Source organism: Arthrobacter sp. MSA 4-2 (assembly GCF_016405885.1).
GTDB lineage: Bacteria > Actinomycetota > Actinomycetes > Actinomycetales > Micrococcaceae > Arthrobacter_D.
Genome location: NZ_JAEKGC010000002.1, coordinates 171,976 through 192,946, shown reverse-complemented (window position 1 = coordinate 192,946; position 20,971 = coordinate 171,976). Strand labels below are relative to the sequence as shown.

Below are 20,971 nucleotides of genomic sequence, written 5' to 3'. Positions count from 1 at the left end.
CCGTCTACTGCAGGGAGCACTTGTGAGCCTGAAGCCTTTGACGGACGTCGAACGAACTCAGGCGCGGAAGAAGGCCACCGCCGCGCGGGCGGCCCGCGCGGAAATTAAGTCGAGCCTCAAAGCAGGTAAAGTCTCAGTAGCGGAAGTCATCGAGAGCAGCACCGATGACGAGGCCGTGGGGCGGCTGAAGGTCCTGGACCTGCTCAAGGCCCTCCCGGGCGTGGGCGACGTACGGGCGGCGGCCATCATGAGCGCCGTCGGTATAGCCCCCACCCGCCGCGTGCGCGGGCTGGGAATCCACCAGCGCAAAGCGCTCATTGACCATTTGAACGATTCGAACCCTGGCTCCGCCAGGAAGTGAGGAACTACGTGTCGAAGCCGCGGCTGACAGTACTGGCCGGGCCTACGGCCGTGGGCAAGGGGACCGTCTCCACCTATATCCGGGACAACTATCCCGACGTGTGGCTGTCGGTGTCGGCCACCACCCGGCCCCCGCGCCCCGGCGAGGTCCACGGGGTCCACTACTTCTTTGTCTCCCCGGAGGAGTTCGACGCCCTCGTCGCCGACGGCCAGCTGCTCGAATGGGCCGTAGTGCACGGCCGGAACCGGTACGGCACCCTGCGCAGCACCGTTCAGGAGGCCATGGACGAGGGCCGGTGCGTGCTCCTGGAGATCGACCTGCAGGGCGCCCGGCAGGTCAAGGAGACAATGCCGGAGGCCAATTTCGTGTTCCTGGCCCCTCCCACGTGGGAGGAATTGGTCCGCCGGCTGATCGGACGCGGCACCGAAAGCACCGAGGAACAGCAGCATCGGCTGGAAACAGCTAAACTGGAGCTTGCCGCCGAACCGGAGTTTGACCACACCGTGGTCAATGACAGTGTCGAACACGCGGCTGACGAGCTTGTTTCGCTGATGGGACTGCGCCCCCTGCAGCGCTAAAGCGCAGGCCATGAATAAGTAACAGCTCAAGTAACAGCTAATTTTTGGAGATATTCCGTGTCAACACAGCCCGAAGGCATCATCAACCCGCCGATCGATTCGCTCCTTGAGGCATCCGACTCGAAGTACGCCCTGGTCATCTACGGTGCCAAGCGCGCCCGCCAGATCAACGCCTACTACTCGCAGCTCCACGAGGGCCTCTTCGAGTACGTCGGCCCCCTGGTCGACACCCGGCTGAACGAGAAGCCGCTGTCCATCGCCCTGCGCGAGATCGACGAGGGAATGCTCGTCGCCGCCCCCATGGAGCAGGCCGAGTAACGGCCCCGACGGGCAGGATCCGAACGTGAGGGTAGTCCTCGGCGTTGGAGGAGGGATCGCGGCGTACAAGGCCGCATCCCTCCTCCGCCTCTTTACCGAGGCAGGCCACGAAGTCACAGTCATCCCGACGGACAATGCCACGAAGTTCGTCGGCGCCGCGACCTGGGAGGCCCTCTCCGGGCGCACTGTGAGCAACAGCGTCTTCGACGACGTGGAAAAGGTGAATCACGTCCGGCTCGGGCACGAGGCCGACCTGATCGTGGTTGCCCCGGCCACCGCGGACATCCTCGCGCGCGCCGCCGCCGGGCTGGCCAACGACCTGCTCACGGGCACGCTGCTGATGGCCTCCGGGCCGGTGTTCATGGCCCCGGCGATGCACACCGAGATGTGGCGGCATCCCGCAACCACCGCGAACGTTGCCCTCCTGCGCTCCCGCGGGGTCCACGTGATGGAGCCGGCCACCGGGCGCCTGACCGGGTCCGACTCCGGGCCCGGGCGGCTCCCCGAGCCGGCCGACATCTTCGCCGCCGCCCTCGCTTTCCACCGCCGCCGCACCGGTGCCGCCGCCGGCCCGCTGGCCGGACGCACCGTCACCATCACCGCGGGCGGCACCCGAGAGCCGCTCGACCCCGTGCGCTTCCTCGGCAACCGGTCCTCCGGCAAGCAGGGGATGGCCCTGGCCGAGGCGGCGCTGGCCGCCGGCGCGTCGGTGAACCTCATCGCCGCCGCCGTCGAGGTGCCGGCCCCTGCCGGGGTGCACCTGACCCGCGTCGAGACGGCCCTTGAGCTGCGCAGCGCCGTGCTTGCCTCGCTCGCGGACTCCGACGTGCTCATCATGGCGGCCGCCGTCGCCGACTTCCGCCCGGCGGAGGTGGCGGAGTCGAAGATCAAGAAGACCGACAACGCGGTCGAGCCCGTCCTGCAGCTGGTGCGCAACCCCGACATCCTCGCCGAGAGCGTGCTGCGGCGCACCGACTCGGGAGGCCCGGCGGTGATCGTGGGTTTCGCCGCCGAGACGGGTGACCCGGACACGGACCCGCTGACGCACGCCCAGCTGAAACTCAAACGCAAGGGCTGCGACCTGCTCGTTCTCAACGTCGTCGGCCGGGACCTGGTCTTTGGTTCCGACACCAGCGCCGCGCTCATCCTGGCGGCGGACGGCAGCGAACCGGAGCCGGTCCAGGGCAGCAAACGCGAGGTCGCCGAGGCGGTCCTCGCCCGCGCCGCGGCGGCGCTGAACGCCTGAACCCGCGCGGTTCCTGTTACGCCGCCCGCACCTTACGAACCCGAACCAAGTAGAGTGAGCACGTGAATCCTGCCAGCCCCAATCCTGCCGCGCTGCGGCTTTTCAGCTCCGAGTCGGTCACCGAGGGCCACCCGGATAAGATCTGCGACCAGATCAGCGATGCCATCCTCGATGCCATGCTCCAGGCGGACCCTGACGCCCGGGTGGCCGTGGAGACACTGGTCACCACCGGCCTGGTCCATGTCGCGGGCGAGGTCACCACCGAGGCGTATGTCGAGATCCCCGAGATCGTGCGCAACACGATCCTGGGGATCGGCTACGACTCCTCGGCCAACGGCTTCGACGGCGCCCGGTGCGGCGTCTCGGTTTCCATCGGTCAGCAGTCCCCGGAAATCGCCTCCGGAGTCTTCCACTCGCTCGAGGTGCGCGAAGGAAAAGGCCTCGACCCCTATGACGCCCAGGGTGCCGGCGACCAGGGCATCATGTTCGGCTACGCCAGCGACGAGACCCCCGTGCTCATGCCCGCGCCGATCTGGCTGGCGCACCGGCTCTCGGAGCAGCTGACGGCCGTGCGCAAGGACGGCACGCTTCCCTACCTGCGGCCCGACGGCAAGACCCAGGTCACCATCGGCTACGACGGCGACACCCCGGTCTCGGTCGACTCCGTCGTCATCTCCTCCCAGCACGCCGCCGAGGTTTCCCTCGACGAGCTGCGCGCGGACCTCGTTGCCCATGTCATCAACCCGGTCCTCGAAACCTCCGACCTCGATGCCTCCTCCGTGCGGCACATCCTCAACCCGGGCGGCGCCTTCGTGATCGGCGGTCCGGTCGGGGACGCCGGCCTGACCGGCCGGAAGATCATCGTCGACACCTACGGCGGAAGCGCCCGCCACGGCGGGGGAGCCTTCAGCGGCAAGGACCCCTCGAAGGTCGACCGTTCGGCCGCCTACGCCATGCGCTGGGTCGCCAAGAACGTCGTGGCCGCAGGTCTGGCCCGCCGGGCCGAAATCCAGGTCGCCTACGCCATCGGCATGGCGCATCCGGTCGGGATCTACGTCGAGACCTTCGGCACCGAGACGGTCGACCCCCTGGGGATCGGCAGGGCGATCCGGGAAATTTTCGACCTGCGCCCGCTCGGCATCATCAACGCCCTCGACCTCAAGCGGCCCATCTACCAGAAGACCGCGGCCCACGGGCACTTCGGCCGGGAGGACGAAGGGTTCAACTGGGAGCTGACCGACCGCGTCGACAAGCTGCGGAGCTACTTCAACGCCTGATCGGCGGCATAATTTCCCTATGACCACCAGCACGGGCGCCGACGGCGGGCAGCTGTCACTGCTCCATGGCTTCGGCGCGCCGCGCCTGCCCTCGGGCAGCCCCGGCGCGGCGAAGACCAACCCGGTGGCGCAGGTGATCCTCGAATCCCCGCTGCCGCACCTCGACCGGGTCTTCGACTACTACGTGCCGGAGGAACTCGACGGCGAGGCGGTGCCCGGCGCCCGGGTGAAGGTCCGCTTCGCCGGGCGGGAGCACACCGGGTACATCGCCGGCCGCATCCCGTCCTCGGAGGCCAAGGCCACGCTGCTTCCCCTCGCGAAGGTGGTCTCCTCCCACCCGGTCCTGACCCCTGCCGTCCTGGAGCTGGCCCGGGCAGTGGCCGCGCGCTTCGCCGGGACGGTCAGCGACGTCCTGCGGGCGGCGGTGCCTCCGCGGGCGGCGCGCGTGGAGAAGGAGTTCGACGGCATGCCGGCCGCGGCCGCGGGACCGGTGCAGCTGCCCGCTGTAGTTCCCGCCCGCTCCGCCGGTTCGGGCAGCTACAGCCGGTACGTGCACGGGGAGGCGTTCCTGCTGCACCTTGCGGCCGGGGAGTCCCCGCGCGCGGTGCTGACGACGGTCGGCGGGTACGGACCGCAGTCCTGGCCGGAGGAGATCGCCGACGCGGTGGCCGCGGTGGTCACCAGCGGCCGAGGCGCCGTCGTCGTCGTTCCCGACCAGCGCGACCTTGCCCGAGTGGAGGCGGCGCTGGTGCGCCGGCTGGGTGAAGAGGCGGTGGCCCGGATGACGGCGGAGGACGGGCCGACACCGCGCTACCGCAGTTTCCTGCGCCTGCTGCATGGGCAGGCCCGGGTGGCCGTCGGCACCCGGTCGGCGGCCTACGCGCCCGTGCGGGATCTGGGCCTGGTGGTGCTGTGGGATGACGGCGACGACCTTCACTTCGAGCAGCGGGCGCCCTACCAGCACGCCCGCGAGGTGCTGCTGCTGCGCGCCGAACAGGAGGGGACGGCGGCGCTGATCGCCTCGGTCTCCCGCAGCACCGAGGCGCACCGGCTCGTCGAGACGGGGTGGGCGCGGTCGATCCACGCCGAGCGCTCCGAGATCCGCCGCCGGGTCCCGCGCGTCCAGCACGCCACCGACGCCTTCCAGCTCGAGCGCGACCCCCTCGCCGCGCAGGCACGGATCCCCTCGGCCGCCTGGCGCGCTGCCCAGGACGGGCTCACCCGGGGCCCGGTGCTGCTCCAGGTGGCCCGCACCGGGTTCTCCCCGGCGACCGCCTGTGCCACCTGCCGTCAGCCGGCCCGCTGCCGGCACTGCACCGGTCCGCTGGCGCAGCAGAGCCGCGGAGGCATCCTGGGCTGCCGGTGGTGTGGGCGCCCCGACCCGAACTGGCACTGCCCCACGTGCGGGGGCACCGCGATCCGGGCCACCGTGGTCGGCGCCACCCGTACCGCCGAGGAGCTGGGTCGGGCCTTCCCCGGAACCGCCGTCGTCTCCTCGGCCGGCGAGCACATTGTCGACACCGTGCCGGACACTCCGGCGGTGGTCATTGCCACCCCCGGGGCCGAGCCCGTCGCCGAGGGCGGCTATGCCGCCGTCATCCTGCTCGACGGCACGGCTATGCTCAGCAGGGAGTCGATGCGGGCCGGGGAGGACACCCTCCGTCGCTGGTTCGCGGCGGCCGTGCTGGCCCGTCCGGCCGGCGAGGGCGGCCTGGTGGTCGTTTCGGCCGACGACGACACGACCGCGGGGCACCTCGTGCGCTGGGATCCGATGGGCGCTGCGGCCCGCGAGGCGGCGCTGCGCCACGAACTGGGCCTTCCTCCGGCGGTCCGGTACGCGGCGCTGACCGGAAGCCGTGAGGCACTGGCGGCCTTTATGGAGGGAATCGAGCCGGACCTGTTCCTGCGCACCGTCGGGCCGGTTCCGGCGCCGCCGCCGCCGTGGCGGGCCGCCGAAAGGGATCCAGGCCACCTCGCCGGCGATGGGGCGAGCCGGCTGCTCCTGTTCTTCAACTACCGCGGAGCCGCTGCGGCGGTCGGGGCGCTGCGAACCCGCCGCGCGGTGCTTTCGGCCCGGCGCACCACCGAGCCCGTGTCCATCCGCTGCGACGCCCTGGACCTGCTGTAGCCGGGCGGGTCCGGCGCCCGCAGGCGCCGCGCCTCAGGCCGAGATGTCGGCGACCGTGGCCTGCAGGCCCGCGATGAGCTGATCGGCGTCCACCACGGCCCCGACACCGTGTTCGCCGCTGCCCATGCCGATCCGCCGGCCGGCGATCCGTTCGTCGGCGAACACCGGCCAGGTCATGGCGCTGCCGAGCGGGGTGATGGTGCCGCGTTCGTACCCGGTCACGGCAAGGGCCACGGATGCGTCGGGGAGCAGGAGCTTGTTGACGCCCACCACTGCCCGAAGCTTCGGCCAGGCGATCTGCCGGTCCAGGGGGACCAGCGCGAAGAGGAAGGTGCCGTTATGGCGCTTGACCAGCATCGATTTCACGAAGTCTGCCCGGTCGAGCCCGAGCTCGGCGGCGTGTGTGCGCTCCACGAATTCGACGGAGATGCCCCGTGCGGCCGCGTCGGCTTCCACCCGTTCCCGTCCCGTTTCCACCAGGAACCCCTCCTTCTGCTGCCCGGCGGGATCCGCAGCTTCGCGGTCCCGCCGGGCTTGTGTCCGACAGACTGGGCGGCACGCCGCCGGTTGCGGCTCAGGCGCGCCGACGCCTAGGCATCGCCCATCATGAGGCCCTCGATCGAGTGCTTCTGGGTGATCGGCGTCAACTCGTCCACGATCGGGCAGCTCAGGTGGTTCCGGACGCGCTCGGGGAGCGCGTCGGAGAACTTCCGGGTGACCGCCATGTCGTGGTGCTCGGCATTACCCGCGCCGGGGGCGTCCACCCCGAGCACCAGGACCGGCCGCGACTTCTGTGAGAAGTTCTGGGTGCCCCGGTGGATGGTCAGCGCCGAGCGGGCGGAGATGTCACCCATCTTCGGGTACTTCCGCTGCGCCAGCGCTTCGTAGCGGCCGTAGGCCGACTTCGGGGGGAACATCTCGTGGTCGAATTCCTCCGGCAGATCCCACTGGGTGGTGGGGGCCACCTCGAAGGGCCCCATGTCCTCCTCGGTGTCGACGGCCGTGAGGTTAAAGGCCAGCGAGGTCAGGCGTCCGCCCTCCCGGGTCTCCTCCGGCATGGGGAAGTCCCGGTGCCACGGCTGGTTGACGGCGCCGGCACCGGGGATGTCGAAGCCGAGCTCGACGAACTGGTAATCCGGGCCGAGCACGGACTCGCAGACCATCCGCACCCAGGGGTGGTCGACAAGCTCAAGCCAGCCCCGCATCTGCTCAGGGTGGATCTCCACGTAGTGGCGGTTCGGTCCCCGGCCGACGGCGCCGCCGGGCCGGGAGAGGGCCTCCTTGAAAGCGACGTCGATGTCTTCGGCCATCTGCTGTGCCCACTCGCGGGAGAAGGCGCCCTTCCGGGCGATGATTCCGTCCGTGTAGAGCCCGCTCACGGCGGCCACCACTTCCGCATCGGCGCCGTCGGGGATCGGGATGTCCAGCGGCTCAACGCTGTTGGCGAGATTTGTCATGAGGTCCTTTTCCATTGACTGCTGTGGCATGAAAGCCTCAATCTTATCCGTCAGGCGGAGGCAGCGAAGAGTTCGCAGGCGGTGTCGTAGTACCTCGTGGACACCCCGAGGTGCCGCATTCCGATCCTCCCGCACACCCGCTGCGAGCGCAGGTTCAGCGGATGGGTGACCGCGACGACCCGCTGCAGGCCCTGCGCGAAGCCGTGCTGCAGCACGGTGGATGCCGCCTCGGCTGCATAGCCCCGGCCCCAAAAATCCGGGTGGAAGTGCCACCCGATTTCGGTCTCGCCGTCCGGATCGGGCACTCCGGTGGACAGGGGAATCGGTTTGAGCAGGAGCACCCCGGCCAGCCGCCGGCTTTCCTTTACCTCCACCGCCCAGATCCCGTGCACCCCGTCGTCCCGCCGGCGCCAGGCCTCGAGGCGCTCACGCGCTTCCGCCGGGTCCGCCATGAGCTGCGGCGTTCGGCCGATAAAGCGCTGGACCTCAGGGCGCGAATAGAGGTCGAGGACGAAGCCGGCATCCTCCTCCGTCCAGTTCCGCAGGGCCAGGCGGTCCGTGGAGTAGGTGAGCATTTCTCAAGTCTGTCACTCCCGCCGAAAGCGGGCGGCGGAGATCCAGCCGCCCGAAAGGCCCGGCCGCCGGCCGGGCGTCCAGCACGGTTCCGGGGGCAAGAAAGTAGTAGACAGAGCAGTTCGCTGCTCCGTAGCCTCATGTGGGTCAGATGTGAAACATGAGCAAGATGTCACAAATTGAGACATTGGCAGAGCCGCCGGAGCATGGTCCGGAACAGGAGACCAGTTGCGTATCCCTTCCCCCCTTCGATCCGTGCTGACCGCTGCCCTGGTGGTCCCGGTCCTGCTGTCATCGACGGCTCCGGCCATGGCACTGCCGGCGCCCCCGCCGCCCGCCGCCCCACCGCCCCCCGCCCCGGCCGGTTTCGCCAGCGCCGAGCGGGACGGCGCCCCGACCCGATACCTTGTCCGGTTTGCGCCCGGCTCCGACGTTGCCGCGCAGGCGCGGGACCTGCGCTCACGCGGCGTCGGCGTTGGGCGCACCTTCTCGACCGCGGTGCGGGCCGCCGTCGTGACTGCGACCCCGGGCCAGGCCGCCGCACTTGAGCGGAAGGCCGGGGTCGCCGCCGTTGAGGTTGACGCACCGGTTCGACTCTCCGCAACGCAGTATTCCGCCCCGTGGGGCCTCGACCGCATCGACCAGCGGGCCCTTCCGCTGTCCGGAAAGTACTCGGCTTCAGCAACCGGTGCGGGCGTGAGCGCCTATGTGATCGACACCGGCGTGCTGGGTTCGCACAGGGACTTCGGCACCCGCGTCGCACCCGGCTGGAGCGCCGTGCCGGACGGGTTGGGCGCCGAGGACTGCAACGGACACGGGACGCACGTCGCCGGAACCGTCGCGGGGGCCTCCTACGGTGTCGCCAAGTCCGCAACCATCATCCCGGTGCGGGTGCTCGACTGTGCCGGGTCCGGCTACACCTCCGACGTGGTGGCGGGGCTTGACTGGGTCGCCGCCCACCATCCGGCGGGCACCCCAGCGGTGGCCAACCTCAGCCTCGGCGGCGGAGTCAGCACGACCGTGGAGGCGGCCCTGCAGGGAGTCATCAATGACGGCGTGACGGCGGTCGTGGCGGCAGGAAACTCTGGGGAGGACGCCTGCGACGCCTCCCCGGCGCGGGTCCCGGCCGCACTGACCATCGCCGCCAGCGACCGTGCAGACGCGCAGGCGACCTTCTCCAATGTCGGCACCTGCGTCGACCTGTACGCACCGGGAGTGGGCATCACCTCCGCCTGGCACACCTTGTCGACCGGCGTCGCCGCGGTCAATGGCACCAAAACCATCTCCGGGACCTCGATGGCGGCCCCGCATGCCGCCGGCGCCGCGGCCCTGTTGCTTTCACGGAACCCCGCGCTCACCCCCGCCCAGGTGTCGGCGTCACTGATCGGCAATTCAACCCCCGGGCGCATCACCGGTGCGACCACCGGCACGCCCAACCGGCTGCTGTACTCCGACGCGGTCGCCCCCGCCGTCACCGCGCGCACCCCCGGAATCAACGCCGTCAGCGTTCCGATGGCGAACAACCTATCGGTGACCTTCGGTGAGGCTGTCCAAGGCGTCGGTGCCGGCTCCTTCGTGCTGAAGGACGCCGCAGGGTCCGTTCTTCCCGCGGCGGTGACCTACAACGCCACGACCCGCACAGCGGTGCTGAATCCGGGTTCGGACCTGGCAGTCGACCGTAAGTACACGGCGACGCTAGCCGGTGGCACCTCCGCCATCCGGGATGCCGCCGGCAATCCGCTGGCGACCTCGACGTGGGTCTTCACCACCGGGCCCGCCCCCACCGTGACTGCCCGCATCCCGGGCATCAACGCCGTCGGGGTCAAGCGCGGCGCGAACATCGCGGCCACCTTCAGCGAGCCGATTCAGGGTGCAGGGACCACCACGGTCCGGCTGAAGAACACGGCGACCGGCGCAGCGGTGTCAGCGACCGTTACACCGAATGGCACCACGAACCAGTGGATCCTCAATCCCGGGGTCACCCTGGCAGCGAACACGCGGTACACCGTCACGCTCACCGGAGGAACCACGGGCATCCGGGACGCGGCCGGAAACCCGTCGGCCAGTTCGAGCTGGACCTTCACCACCGGCTCCCTCTAGGCGCCATCCGACCGGCCGGAACCTCGACCGGCCGGAACCTCGACCGGCCGGAACCCCGGCCGGTCGAGGTTCCGGGAAAGCCCTCGTCGGCACGTAGACTCTCCTCGCGCCGTTCATGCCACGGCGCGCCACGAGCAACACGATGGGGGAATCAGCGGTGCGGAAGTTTACAAGGATCGAACGAGGCACGCTTTGGGGCGCGGTCTGGGTCTCACTGGCCGTTGCCGCCGGCGTAGTGATCGGCACCGGCGTGCAGGTGGCCTCGCTGTGGCAGGGCGACTTCACCGGGTCAGTGCCGCTGGTCAACGGTCACGTCCCGGAGTTCGCTGAGGAGAATCCGTTCGTCGTTGCCGGCGGGTACGAAAGCGCCTTCATCACCGTGCAGGATCCTCCGATCGGCGCGCTGGTCATGCTGACGGTGGCGGCGGTGATCCGGTGTGCCGCGGGCGTGGCGGTCTGTGCCGCGGCCGCATTGCTGAGCCACCGCCTCCTTCAATTCCGTCCCTTCGCCAAAGCGGTCTCCTCCTCCCTGGCTGCCAGCGGGGTTGTTCTGATCCTTGCCGCGGTGATCCCGGGCATGCTCGAGGCGATGGCGACCACCACCGTCGCAGACTCCCTCGGGTTGCTTGTGCCATTCGCGGATGGTGACGTTGAAGGGATCGCACTGACGGGCCCGGCGGTCGAGCTCCCCGGGCTCACGGTAGGAGTTCTCCTGATCCTGGTTGCCACGGCCTTCCAGCTGGCTGAGCGCACCCGGCAGGCGGTCCCCGCCCCGGCTTGAGTCGGGCGGAGGCCTCTCCAGAGGGCGGCGCCGTCAGGTTTGTCGTGAGCCTTCGTTCGGTTCGACCAGCGCCCTCTCCGGGCTTCCCGTACTCCGCAGGGCGTCGAGGGAGATCCTGCCTGCCCAGAACAGCAGGACGCCGACGGCGAGCCCGGTGAGGGAGAAGAGGTTGTTCCCCACGATCAAGGAGTAGCTGCTGAGCAGGATCAGCAGGACGGGCAGGAGGAGAGCCGCCGCGCCGAGAGCCATCGACGGCCGGCGCGGGCCCGCCGGCCCTGAGGTGCGGAGGTTGTCGAGGGTCGCGTTGAGGAGCTGGGCCGCGAACGCGAGGAAGATGGCGGCCAGGACACCGGCCGTCACCGGGGCCGGCTTCCAGCTGGTCAACCAGCCGGTCACCGCCGTCAGGACAAGGATTCCGACCAGCGGTTCGGTGCGGACCAGGCCCGAAGGCGGTCCTCCTGCCTGAGCTCCGCGCGCAGCATCTCTCGTCCCCACCGGTTCCCCCTGACCGTGCGGGAATCCCCAGTGACCCGCCGCGTGCAGCCAATGTAGCACCGGGGCGCCCAGATGCAAGGAACCCCCGCCGCCGGCCTCAGTAGCCGGCCGGGGAACCGCCGGTGGAGTCGTCCGCGGTGTACTCGGCGGCCAGGGCTTCGGAACCGCGCGCCAGGAGGGCGACGTCGGCCCCGACGAGGAGAAAGGAGGCACCGGCGTCGAGGTAGCCGCGCGCCGTTTCGGGCCGGAAGGCGTTGACGCCGGCCGGCGTGCCGGCGGCGTGGGCGGCGCGCAGGCACTTCTCGACGGCGGCGCGCACGTCCGGGTGTTCCTGTTCCCCGAGGTGCCCCATCGACGCGGCGAGGTCCGACGGGCCGAGGAAGATCGCGTCGACCCCGTCCACGGCGAGGATGTCCTCGACGGCGTCGACCGCCGCCGTGGACTCGATCTGGACGGTGACGCTGATGGTTTCGCCTGCGCGCGCCAGGTAGCCGGGGATCCGGTTCCACCGGGCGGCCCGGGCCAGGGCGGAGCCCACACCGCGCACGCCGGAGGGCGGGTAGCGGGTTGCGGCGACGGCCGCCGCGGCCTCGGCGGCGGTGTTCACCATTGGCACGAGCAGGTTCTGCACGCCGAGGTCAAGGTACTGCTTGATGAGCACCGTGTCGTTGGCCGGTGGGCGGACCAGGGTGGTGATTGGGTACCCGTTGATGGCCTGGAGCTGGGCGAGGATGGATTCGAGGCCGTTGGGGCTGTGTTCGGCATCCACCAGGAGCCAGTCGAGGCCGGACCCGGCGCAGATCTCGGCGACCAGGGGGCTGCCGGAGCAGACCCACATGCCGGCCAGCGGGCGGTCCGCGGCGGCCAGTGCCTCCCGGAAGGTGGCGTCGGGTGCTAGTCGAAGCGGCATGTGATGCTCCCCAGGGGTCCGTAGTCGGCGTGGATCGTATCTCCGGGGTCGACCCAGAGCGGCCGGGTGAAGGAACCGGCGAGGATGGTGTCTCCGGCCTTCATGCCCTCCCCATGGGCGGCGATCTTGTTGGCGAGCCAGTGCACCCCGGCGGCGGGATGGTTCAGGACGCCGGCGGCCACGCCCGTCTCCTCGACCGTCTGGTTCTTGTAGAGGATGGCGGCCACCCAGCGCAGGTCGACCGCCTCCGGGCGCACCGGATTGCCGCCGAGCACCATGGCGCCCATAGCGGCGTTGTCGGCGATGGTGTCCACAATCGTGCGTCCCTCCATCTCGATCCGGGAATCGAGGATCTCCAGGGCGGGCACGACGTAGTCGGTGGCGTTGAGGACGTCGATGATCGTGCAGCCCGGTCCGGCGAGGTCGGTCTTGAGTACGAAGGCCAGCTCCACCTCCACCCGGGGACGGGTGTACCGGTCCCACTGCACCGAGCACCCGGATTCGAAGACCATGTCGTCGAAAATCGCACCGTAGTCGGGCTCGGTGATGCCCGTGGCCGCCTGCATTGCCCTCGAGGTGAGACCGATCTTCCGGCCCACCAGCCGGCGGCCGGCGTCCTCGCTGCGCTGTCGCCACAGGCGCTGGACGGCGTAGGAGTCCTCGACGGTCATGGCGGGGTAGCGGGCCGTGAGCAGGGGAACCGGGGTGCGGGACCGTCCAGCTTCAAGCAGTTCGTCGGCTATCGATTCGATGGTGGCCGGATTCAGCATTCGGTGCTCCATTCAGCAGCAGGAAGGGGAGGCGCCCTCGGCGGGCCCCGGGGTCAGAGCTGGGCGCCGACCTTGAATCCCTTGTCCTCCCCGCCAGGCTGGCGGGTGTAGGAGAAGCCGTCGGCGCCGACGGTGACAGCCATTTCGCTCTTGTCCTCGCGGGCCACGACGGGCTGGGGGTTGCCGTCGAGGTCGAGCACGAGAGAGGCCTCGGTGTACCAGCTGGGGACGACGGGGTTTCCCCACCAGTCCCGGCGCTGGTTGTCGTGCACATCCCAGGTCACCGTGGGGTTGTCGGGGTCGCCCGTGTAGTAGTCCTGCGTGTAGATCTCGATCCGGTGCCCGTCCGGGTCGAGGATGTAAAGGTAGAACGCGTTGGAGACCCCGTGCCGGCCGGGCCCGCGTTCGATCCGGTCCGAGATCCGCAGGGCCCCCATCTTGTCGCAGATCTGGATGATGTTGTGCTTTTCGTGCGTGGCGAAGGCGACGTGGTGCATGCGCGGGCCGTCGCCGCCGGTCAGGGCGGTGTCGTGGACGGTCTGCTTGCGGTGCAGCCAGGCGGCGTAGGTGACGCCGTCGGAATCCTGAATGTCCTCGGAGACCCGGAAGCCGAGGTCCTCGAGGTATTTGCGGCCGCGGGGGACGTCGGGGGTGACCTGGTTGAAGTGGTCGAGACGGACCAGTTCTCCGGCGGAGTAGAGGTCGTAGCGCTGGGTCAGGCGTTCGACGTGCTCGGTCTCGTAGAAGAATTCGTAGGGGAAGCCCAGCGGGTCCTCGACGCGGACCGAATCGCCGATCCCCTTGGTGAACCCTTCCGGGCGGCGCTCGGTGCGGCAGCCCAGTTCCTTGTAATACGCCTCCGCGGCGTCCACCTCGGCGGGCGACTTCACCCGGTAGGCGAAGGCGGCGACGGCCGCCACGGGCCCCTGCCGCAGGACCAGGTTGTGGTGGATGAATTCCTCGAGGGAGCGCAGGTAGATGGTGTTTTCGTCCTCCTCGGTGACATGGAGGCCGAGGACGCCGACGTAGAACTCGCGGGACCGTGCGAGGTCGGTGACAACGATCTCCATGTAGGCGCAGCGGACGATGTCGGGCGCCGGGAGGGTGGGGGTGGGAACGAAGCCGGTCATTGGAGTTCTCTCTTCTTCGAGCAGGTGAGGGAGGTGCGGTGGGTGCTGGTTTCAGCCTTCGTTGGCCGCGGAGGCCTCGACGTTTCCGAATTTCGGGGTGTGGACCGGGCCGAGGCTGATGTGGACCGCCTGCTGGTCGGTGTAGAAGTCGATGGAGCGGTACCCGCCCTCGTGGCCCAGCCCGGAGGCCTTCACCCCGCCAAAGGGTGTGCGCAGGTCGCGCACGTTGTGGCTGTTGAGCCAGACCATGCCTGCCTCGACGCCCTGGGAGAAGGTGTGGGCACGCGTGAGGTCCTGCGTCCAGATGTACGCGGCGAGCCCGTAGCGGGTGTTGTTCGCCAGGGCGAGGGCCTCGACGTCGGTGTCGAAGGCGGTGATCGCGACGACGGGGCCGAAGATTTCCTCCTGGAAGATCCGGGCGTCGGGGGAGACGTCGGCGAACACCGTCGGGGCGATGTAGTTGCCCTCCGGCAGGTGCTCGGGGCGGCCGCCGCCGGCCAGGAGCCGGCCTTCGGTCTTGCCGATCTCCACGTAGGAGGCGACCTTCTCGAAGTGCACTGGGTGGACGAGGGCCCCGACCTCGGTCTTCGGATCGTGCGGATCGCCCACGACGATGTTCTTCGCCCGGGCGGCGAACCGTCCGCAGAACTCCTCGTACACGGCGCGTTCGACGAGGATCCGGGAGCCTGCCGTGCAGCGCTCGCCGTTGAGGGAGAAGACGCCGAAGAGGGCCGAGTCGATGGCGGCGTCGAGGTCGGCGTCGGCGAACACCACGCAGGGGGACTTCCCGCCGAGTTCCATCGACAGGCCCTTGAGGCGGTCGGCGGCGTTGCGGAAGATCGTCTGTCCGGTGGTGGTCTCGCCGGTGAAGGAGATCAGCGGCACGTCCGGGTGTTTCACGAGGGCGTCCCCGGCCTCCTCGCCGAGGCCGTTGACGAGGTTGAACACCCCGTCGGGCAGGCCGGCGTCCCGGAAGATCTGCGCCCAGAGCGACGCCGACAGCGGGGTGAACTCGGCCGGCTTCAGGACGACCGTGTTGCCGGTGGCCAGGGCCGGCGCGAGCTTCCAGGATTCGAGCATGAAGGGGGTGTTCCAGGGGGTGATGAGGCCGGCGACGCCGATCGGTTTCCGGTTCACGTAGTTGATCTGGGAGCCGGGCACCTTCATCGCGTCGTCGAACTGGGCCACGATGAGGTCGGCGAAGAAGCGGAAGTTTTCCGCCGCGCGCAGCGCCTGCCCCTTGGCCTGGGTGATCGGCAGGCCGGTGTCGAAGGTTTCGAGTTCGGCGAGCCGGGATTCCTGCGCCTCGACGGCGTCGGCGATCCGGTTGAGGACCCGGGCGCGTTCGCGCGGCTTCATCGTCGGCCACGGGCCCTCGAGGAAGGCCCTCCGGGCGGCGGTGACGGCCCGGTTGACGTCCTCCTGCTGACCGGCGGCCGCGGTGGCGTAGGTGGTGTTGGACACCGGGTCCAGGACGTCGAAGGTCTGCCCGCCGAGCGAGTCAACGAACTCCCCGCCGATGTAGTGCTGGATATGCGAGGGCAGCCCCTCCGGAACGTGCTGGCCGAGTGCTGTGCTGCTGGAGGTCGTCATTGGAGGTTCCTAACTGGAATCGGCGGCAGAGGACTGCGCGAGGTAGGCGTCAAGGGTGGCACTGCGGTGGAGGCGGGCGGCCTTCTCGATGGCGTCGGCGTCCGCCTGCGACTCGATGAGCCGCAGCAGCGCTTCATGCTCATCGACGGACTCGGTGGCGCGGCCGGGAACGAAGCGGAAGGTCGAGGATCGCAGGGAGGCCAGCCGGTTCCAGCCGCGGTGCACGAGGTCAAGGATGTGCGGGTTGGGGCAGTGCTCGAACAGGACGCTGTGGAACTCCTGATTGAGCCGGGTGAAGCGCACCGGGTCAAAGTCCTCCAGGCAGGCGCGCATCTCCTCGTTGACGCCCCGGGCCCGGGCGATGTCAGCGGCCCCGAGCAGGGGTGAGGACAAGGCGGTGGCCGCGCCCTCGATGATGCTGAGGGTCTGCATCGTGTAGAGGTATTCGGTGGGATCGATTCCCGCCACGGTGGCACCGATATTGCGCTCGAAGGTCACCAGGCCTTCGGCCTCGAGCCGGCGGATCGCCTCACGGATCGGCACAACGCTCACCCCCAGGTCCCCGGCGATCCGCGCGAGCACCAGCCGGTGACCGGGGGAGTAGGTGCCCTCGACGATGCGGGCCTTGATGAGCGCGTAGGCCTGCTCGGACTTGCTGCCGGCGGGCGCCGCCGGAACGGCCTCAGCCACGCTCCGCCGCCCACTGGTCATACCGGGTGCGCCAGGCGGCGTTCAGGGGGTAGAGCCCGTCGACGCTGTGGCCCTGTTCGACCATTTCGGCGATAAACGCTTCCTCGCGCTCCTGGGCGATTGAATCTCCGGCGAGTTCCCCGGCGAGTGCCGGCGGGATCACCAGGATGCCGTCGGCGTCCGCGACGATGATGTCGCCGGGCTGGACCGTGGCGCCGCCGCAGGCGATGGTGATGTCGGTGTCCCACGGGATGTGCCGGCGGCCGAGGACGGCGGGATGGGGATTGGCGTAGTAGGTGGGCATGTCCAGGGCGGCCACGGCGGAGACATCCCGGACCCCGCCGTCGGTGATGATGGCTGCGGCGCCGCGGACCTGGGCGCGCAGGGCCAGGATGTCCCCGACGGTGCCCGTTCCCTTTTCCCCCCGCGCCTCCATCACCAGGACCTCGCCCTCGTTGACGGAGTCGATTGCCCGTTTCTGCGCGTTGTAGCCTCCGCCATGGCCGGCAAAGAGATCCTCCCGGTTGGGCACGTACCGCAGGGTGCGGGCCAGCCCCACGATCCGCTTTTCCGGGCGGGTGGAGGTGAGCCCGTCAATGCTCACGTTATTGAGCCCGCGCTTGCGGAGCTGGGAGGACAGGGTGGCGGTGGAGACGCTTTCAAGCGCCGCCTTCAACGCCGGGGTGAGGACCGGTTCCGGTGTCGGCAGGCCCGCGGCTTCGCGGGATCCATACGCTTCCTCCCGCTGGAGGTCATCGGCCCGGGGGAGAGCGCCGAAGTCAGCGAAGTGAACCGATCCCTGCTCGACGCGGGTGAGCAGCCGCCCGGAGGTGGGCCCGGGGCTCCCGTCCGCCGTCCGGGCGTCCGAGACTTCTACCTCGATGACGTCGCCGGGCGCGGCGACCGAGGCCCCCGCGGGGGTGCCGGTGAGGATGATGTCACCGGGCTCAAGGGTCAGCAGCTGGGACAGGTCGGCGATGAGCCGCGCGAAGGGAAAGAGCAGGTCCGCGGTGGTGTCGTCCTGGACCAGGGCGCCGTTGTGCCAGGTGCGGATGCGCAGGGAGGCCGGATCCACAGAGTCCGCGGGAATGAGGCCGGGGCCGATGGGGGTGAACCCGTCGCCTCCCTTGGACCGCAGGTTGGAGCCCTTGTCCGCGTACCGCAGGTCGTAGACGCCCAGGTCGTTGCCGGCGCTCACCCAGCCGACGTGGCTCCAGGCGGCGTCGATGCCGACGCGGCGTGCCGGCCTGCCGATGATCAGCGCGATCTCGCCCTCGAAGCCGAGGAGTTCACAGCCGGCCGGGCGCTCGACGGGGGATCCGCTGAGCGCCAGGGAGGACGGCGGCTTGAGGAAGTAGGAGGGCTGCTCCGGGGTGCGTCCCCGCTGGGCGGCCCGGCTCGGATAGTTGAGGTGCACGGCGATGACCTTGCGGGCCGCGGCCAGGGTGGATTCGGTGGCCAGTTCCAGGGGGCGCTCCTCAGGCAGTACGAAATCGTATACGAAGCCTAGGAGGAGCCGGAGGGCACGTCAAGGACCGGAGGTACGCCGCTCCGACCAGGGAAATGGAGAGCCACCGCCCGGTCCGCCGTTCGACCCCCGGAGTGCCGGGAAGCCGGGCCTTGTCCGCTCACCGGCCCGGCAGTAGCATCAGCCGTACGATAGTCGAACGAGGCGTTCGATAATCGAACTTTCACCACAACGAAGTGAGGAAGCCCGTGCAGTTCCACCACCACGGATACGTCTCGGGTGATCCCCGCATCCAGCCGGCGGCCGGTACCGGCATCGACCGCCCCGAAGAGCTTCCCGACGAGGTCGACGTACTGATCGTCGGCACCGGCCCCGCCGGCATGATCACCGCCGCCCAGCTGTCCCAGTTTCCCGGGATCACCACCCGGATCGTGGAGCGGCGCGATGCCCGGCTCGCCATCGGCCAGGCCGACGGTATCCAGGCACGCAGCGTCGAGACCTTCCAGGCCTTCGGCTTCGCCCAGCGGATCACCGAGGAGGCGTACCGCATTGTCGAGATGGCGTTCTGGAAGCCGGATCCCGCTGATCCCGCGCGGATTATCCGCACCGCCCGCCCCGAAGACGACCCGGCGGTGATCAGCGAGTTCCCCCACCTCATCGTCAACCAGGCGCGCGTGCTCGACTACTTCGCGGAATTCATGAGGAACTCCCCGACTCGAATGACCCCGGACTACGGCTTCGAGTTCGAGGACCTCGAGGTCACGGGTGACGGGGCGTACCCGGTGAAGGTGACGCTGACGCACACCGCGGGGGAGCGGGCGGGCACTCCGCGTACCGTGCGGGCCAAGTACGTGGTCGGCGCCGACGGTGCCCGGAGCCGGGTGCGCCGGGCGATCGGCTGCACCCTGGCCGGCGACCAGGCCCGCCACGCCTGGGGCGTGATGGACGCGCTGGCGGTCACCGACTTCCCCGACATCCGCCTCAAGTGCGCCATCCAGTCCGGTGGGGGCGGCAGCATCCTGCTCATTCCGCGCGAGGGCGGGCACCTGTTCCGCATGTACGTCGACCTGGGCGAGGTCCCACCGGACGACAACGGTGCCGTGCGCCGGACCACCCTCGAGCAGATCATCGCCAAGGCCAACACGATCCTCAGCCCCTACACGCTCGATGTGCGCCACGTCGCGTGGCACAGCGTGTACGAAGTGGGCCACCGCCTCAGCGACCGGTTCGACGACGTCCTCCCCGAGGAGGTGGGACTCCGCACACCGCGGGTCTTCATCACCGGGGACGCCTGCCACACGCACAGCGCCAAGGCGGGCCAGGGCATGAACGTATCGATGCAGGACGGGTTCAATCTCGGCTGGAAGCTCGGGCATGTGCTGGAGGGGCGCAGCCCCGAGGCCCTGCTGTCGACCTATTCGGCGGAGCGCCAGGTCGTGGCGAAGAACCTCATCGAGTTCGACAAGGAGTGGTCGACGCTCATGGCCAAGAAGCCGGAGGAGTTTGAGGACCCGTCCGAGCTCGAGGACTTCTATGTGCGCACCGGCGAATTCCCGATGGGCTTCATGACCCAGTACTCGCCCTCCCTCCTGGTCGCCGAACCAGCGCACCAGGACATCGCTTCAGGATTCCCGATCGGCAAGCGGTTCAAGTCCGCGCCCGTCGTGCGCGTGTGCGACGGCGTTCCCCTGCACCTTGGCCACCAGGCGACCGCCGACGGCCGCTGGCGGATCTACGTCTTCGCCGATGCGGCCGCACCGGGGGCCGGATCCGGTGCGGCGGCGCTCGCCGACTGGATGGCCAATGCGGCGGAATCCCCGCTCGCGGCCACCCCGCAGGGCCTCGACCCCGACGCGTGGTTCGACGTCGTGGTCATTCACCAGCAGAAGCACACCCAGATCGACATCGGGGATGTGCCGGGCGTCTTCCAGCCCCCGGTCGGGCCTTTCGGGCTCACTAACTACGAAAAGGTCTACGCGGTGGACCCGGCGGCGGACATCTTCGACCTGCGGAGCATCGACCGGGCCGGTGCGGTCGTCGTCGTCCGTCCGGACCAGTACGTGGCGAACGTTCTTCCGTTGGCGGCCACCGCCGAGCTGGCCGCGTTCTTCGCACCCCAGCTCCTCGCCCGCCCGGTCGGGAGCGCGTGAGCAGGATGGGCATCGGGGAATCGGCGGTGTCCCCGGGCGTCACCGCCCCGAAGGCCACGGCGTCGTCCACGTCCCAGACCCTCTCGCGCGGCATCCGGGTCCTCGAAGTGCTCGCCGAGTCCACCGCCGGGATGACCATTGCCGAGATCGCCGGCTCCCTGGGGGTCCACCGCTCCATCGCCTACCGCATTCTCCGCACCCTCGAGGATCACTCCCTCGTGCTCAGGGACGACGGCGGACGGTTCTGGCCCGGCCCGGGGCTGGCGGCCCTGGCCAGGGGGGTGGCGCGGAAGCTGCAGAGCGCGGCGCTGCCCGAGCTCACGGCGCTGTCCACCTCCCTCCAGATGAGCGCCTTCATCGCCGTGTGGGACCGCCGCCAGTGCGTCACCCTGGTGGCCGTCGAACCGCCCCGCGGCGAAGGGGCGCTCGTGCAGCGGCCGGGCACCCGGCATTCCTTCACGGCGGGAGCACCCGGGATCGCGATCCAGTCGGCGCTGACCGAGGAGCAGTGGGAGCAACTGGCGCCGGGGGAGCCGTACCGGAAGGAGTCCCGGACGGCGGCCCGCACCGGCTTCGCCTTCAGCCGGGACGAGGTGATTCCCGGTGTCAGTTCGATCGGCGCCCCTATCCGCGTCACCGGGCAGCTTCCGGCAGCCCTTGCGGTTGTCTACCTGAGCAGCGAGGTGCCGGCTGAACAGATCGGCGCCCGCGTCTGCGTTGCCGCGGCCGCCATCGAGCGGATCCTGAGGTAGCCGGAACGCCGGGCCCGGACCGCTGTCGGGCCGCAGGGCCCCACCGTGCCTTGTGCGGCGGCCGGTGCACCCAATCACGGCAGGCGGACCCGAAAACGACAGGCGCGCCTGATATTTCCCGTTCGGTCGTCGCATTCGGGGGCGCTGGTCGCATTTTGGTTCGCGGTGCACCCGGAACTGACGAATGCACCCGG

General features: G+C 69.7%; 20 protein-coding genes. 10 read left to right on the top strand and 10 right to left on the bottom strand.

The genetic code is table 11. The annotated features are described in order from the left end of the window. The first annotated feature begins 22 nt into the window (after window positions 1-22). From mihF to I6N91_RS02650, 6 genes are all read left to right on the top strand, one after another. Window positions 23-361: an integration host factor, actinobacterial type gene (mihF, locus tag I6N91_RS02675; RefSeq protein ID WP_198810367.1), complete on the top strand. Its 339-nt coding sequence runs from the start codon at window positions 23-25 to the stop codon at window positions 359-361. Between the two features lie 8 nt (window positions 362-369). Beyond that, window positions 370-939, top strand: a complete 570-nt coding sequence (gmk, locus tag I6N91_RS02670) for a guanylate kinase (RefSeq protein WP_120165449.1) — start codon at window positions 370-372, stop codon at window positions 937-939. Window positions 940-996: 57 nt separating this feature from the next. After that, window positions 997-1,257, top strand: a complete 261-nt coding sequence (gene rpoZ, locus I6N91_RS02665) for a DNA-directed RNA polymerase subunit omega (RefSeq protein ID WP_120165450.1) — start codon at window positions 997-999, stop codon at window positions 1,255-1,257. A gap of 25 nt (window positions 1,258-1,282) precedes the next feature. Beyond that, a complete protein-coding gene (gene coaBC / locus I6N91_RS02660; RefSeq protein WP_198810366.1) occupies window positions 1,283-2,503 on the top strand; it encodes a bifunctional phosphopantothenoylcysteine decarboxylase/phosphopantothenate--cysteine ligase CoaBC in 1,221 nt (406 codons plus the stop codon). Window positions 2,504-2,565: 62 nt separating this feature from the next. After that, entirely contained in the window at window positions 2,566-3,780 is a 1,215-nt protein-coding gene (metK, locus tag I6N91_RS02655) for a methionine adenosyltransferase (RefSeq protein ID WP_307843211.1), read from the top strand. Between the two features lie 19 nt (window positions 3,781-3,799). Beyond that, on the top strand, window positions 3,800-5,908 hold the full coding sequence (locus tag I6N91_RS02650; protein WP_198810365.1) for a primosomal protein N': 2,109 nt from the start codon (window positions 3,800-3,802) through the stop codon (window positions 5,906-5,908). Between the two features lie 33 nt (window positions 5,909-5,941). Here the strand turns inward: I6N91_RS02650 and I6N91_RS02645 are convergent, their stop codons facing one another. From I6N91_RS02645 to I6N91_RS02635, 3 genes are all read right to left on the bottom strand, one after another. Further along, the gene (locus tag I6N91_RS02645; RefSeq protein ID WP_198810364.1) at window positions 5,942-6,385 is read right to left on the bottom strand and encodes an aminoacyl-tRNA deacylase; all 444 of its coding nucleotides are present in this window, start codon (window positions 6,383-6,385) and stop codon (window positions 5,942-5,944) included. Window positions 6,386-6,498: 113 nt separating this feature from the next. Further along, window positions 6,499-7,365 (bottom strand): phytanoyl-CoA dioxygenase family protein, encoded by an 867-nt coding sequence (locus tag I6N91_RS02640; RefSeq protein ID WP_233091377.1) that lies wholly within the window; start codon window positions 7,363-7,365, stop codon window positions 6,499-6,501. 50 nt (window positions 7,366-7,415) lie between these two features. Continuing rightward, window positions 7,416-7,940 (bottom strand): GNAT family N-acetyltransferase, encoded by a 525-nt coding sequence (locus tag I6N91_RS02635; protein ID WP_198810362.1) that lies wholly within the window; start codon window positions 7,938-7,940, stop codon window positions 7,416-7,418. Between the two features lie 226 nt (window positions 7,941-8,166). Between I6N91_RS02635 and I6N91_RS02630 the strand changes: the two genes are divergently transcribed. Next, the gene (locus I6N91_RS02630; protein ID WP_233091376.1) at window positions 8,167-10,038 is read left to right on the top strand and encodes a S8 family serine peptidase; all 1,872 of its coding nucleotides are present in this window, start codon (window positions 8,167-8,169) and stop codon (window positions 10,036-10,038) included. Between the two features lie 157 nt (window positions 10,039-10,195). Further along, a complete protein-coding gene (locus I6N91_RS02625; RefSeq protein WP_198810361.1) occupies window positions 10,196-10,819 on the top strand; it encodes a hypothetical protein in 624 nt (207 codons plus the stop codon). 33 nt (window positions 10,820-10,852) lie between these two features. Here I6N91_RS02625 and I6N91_RS02620 read toward each other — a convergent pair whose 3' ends face one another. From I6N91_RS02620 to I6N91_RS02590, 7 genes are all read right to left on the bottom strand, one after another. Next, entirely contained in the window at window positions 10,853-11,314 is a 462-nt protein-coding gene (locus I6N91_RS02620; RefSeq protein WP_198810360.1) for a hypothetical protein, read from the bottom strand. A gap of 97 nt (window positions 11,315-11,411) precedes the next feature. Beyond that, window positions 11,412-12,224 (bottom strand): HpcH/HpaI aldolase/citrate lyase family protein, encoded by an 813-nt coding sequence (locus I6N91_RS02615; protein WP_198810359.1) that lies wholly within the window; start codon window positions 12,222-12,224, stop codon window positions 11,412-11,414. After that, complete coding sequence (gene hpaH / locus I6N91_RS02610; protein ID WP_198810358.1) at window positions 12,209-12,994, bottom strand: 2-oxo-hept-4-ene-1,7-dioate hydratase; 786 nt, start codon at window positions 12,992-12,994, stop codon at window positions 12,209-12,211. Before hpaH ends, I6N91_RS02615 begins: the two co-directional genes overlap by 16 nt. A 53-nt stretch (window positions 12,995-13,047) precedes the next feature. Further along, window positions 13,048-14,124, bottom strand: a complete 1,077-nt coding sequence (gene hpaD, locus I6N91_RS02605) for a 3,4-dihydroxyphenylacetate 2,3-dioxygenase (RefSeq protein WP_198810357.1) — start codon at window positions 14,122-14,124, stop codon at window positions 13,048-13,050. A gap of 51 nt (window positions 14,125-14,175) precedes the next feature. Then, window positions 14,176-15,717 carry a 5-carboxymethyl-2-hydroxymuconate semialdehyde dehydrogenase gene (gene hpaE / locus I6N91_RS02600; protein WP_198810356.1) on the bottom strand — a complete coding sequence of 514 codons (1,542 nt, stop codon included), beginning with the start codon at window positions 15,715-15,717 and terminating at the stop codon, window positions 14,176-14,178. 9 nt (window positions 15,718-15,726) lie between these two features. Next, window positions 15,727-16,428 (bottom strand): GntR family transcriptional regulator, encoded by a 702-nt coding sequence (locus tag I6N91_RS02595; RefSeq protein ID WP_198810355.1) that lies wholly within the window; start codon window positions 16,426-16,428, stop codon window positions 15,727-15,729. Further along, on the bottom strand, window positions 16,400-17,824 hold the full coding sequence (locus I6N91_RS02590; RefSeq protein ID WP_374058901.1) for a fumarylacetoacetate hydrolase family protein: 1,425 nt from the start codon (window positions 17,822-17,824) through the stop codon (window positions 16,400-16,402). Before I6N91_RS02590 ends, I6N91_RS02595 begins: the two co-directional genes overlap by 29 nt. A gap of 299 nt (window positions 17,825-18,123) precedes the next feature. Between I6N91_RS02590 and I6N91_RS02585 the strand changes: the two genes are divergently transcribed. Further along, window positions 18,124-20,025 (top strand): FAD-binding monooxygenase, encoded by a 1,902-nt coding sequence (locus tag I6N91_RS02585; protein WP_198810354.1) that lies wholly within the window; start codon window positions 18,124-18,126, stop codon window positions 20,023-20,025. A 5-nt stretch (window positions 20,026-20,030) separates the two neighbouring features. Then, entirely contained in the window at window positions 20,031-20,777 is a 747-nt protein-coding gene (locus I6N91_RS02580) for an IclR family transcriptional regulator (protein WP_198810664.1), read from the top strand. Window positions 20,778-20,971: the final 194 nt, after the last annotated feature.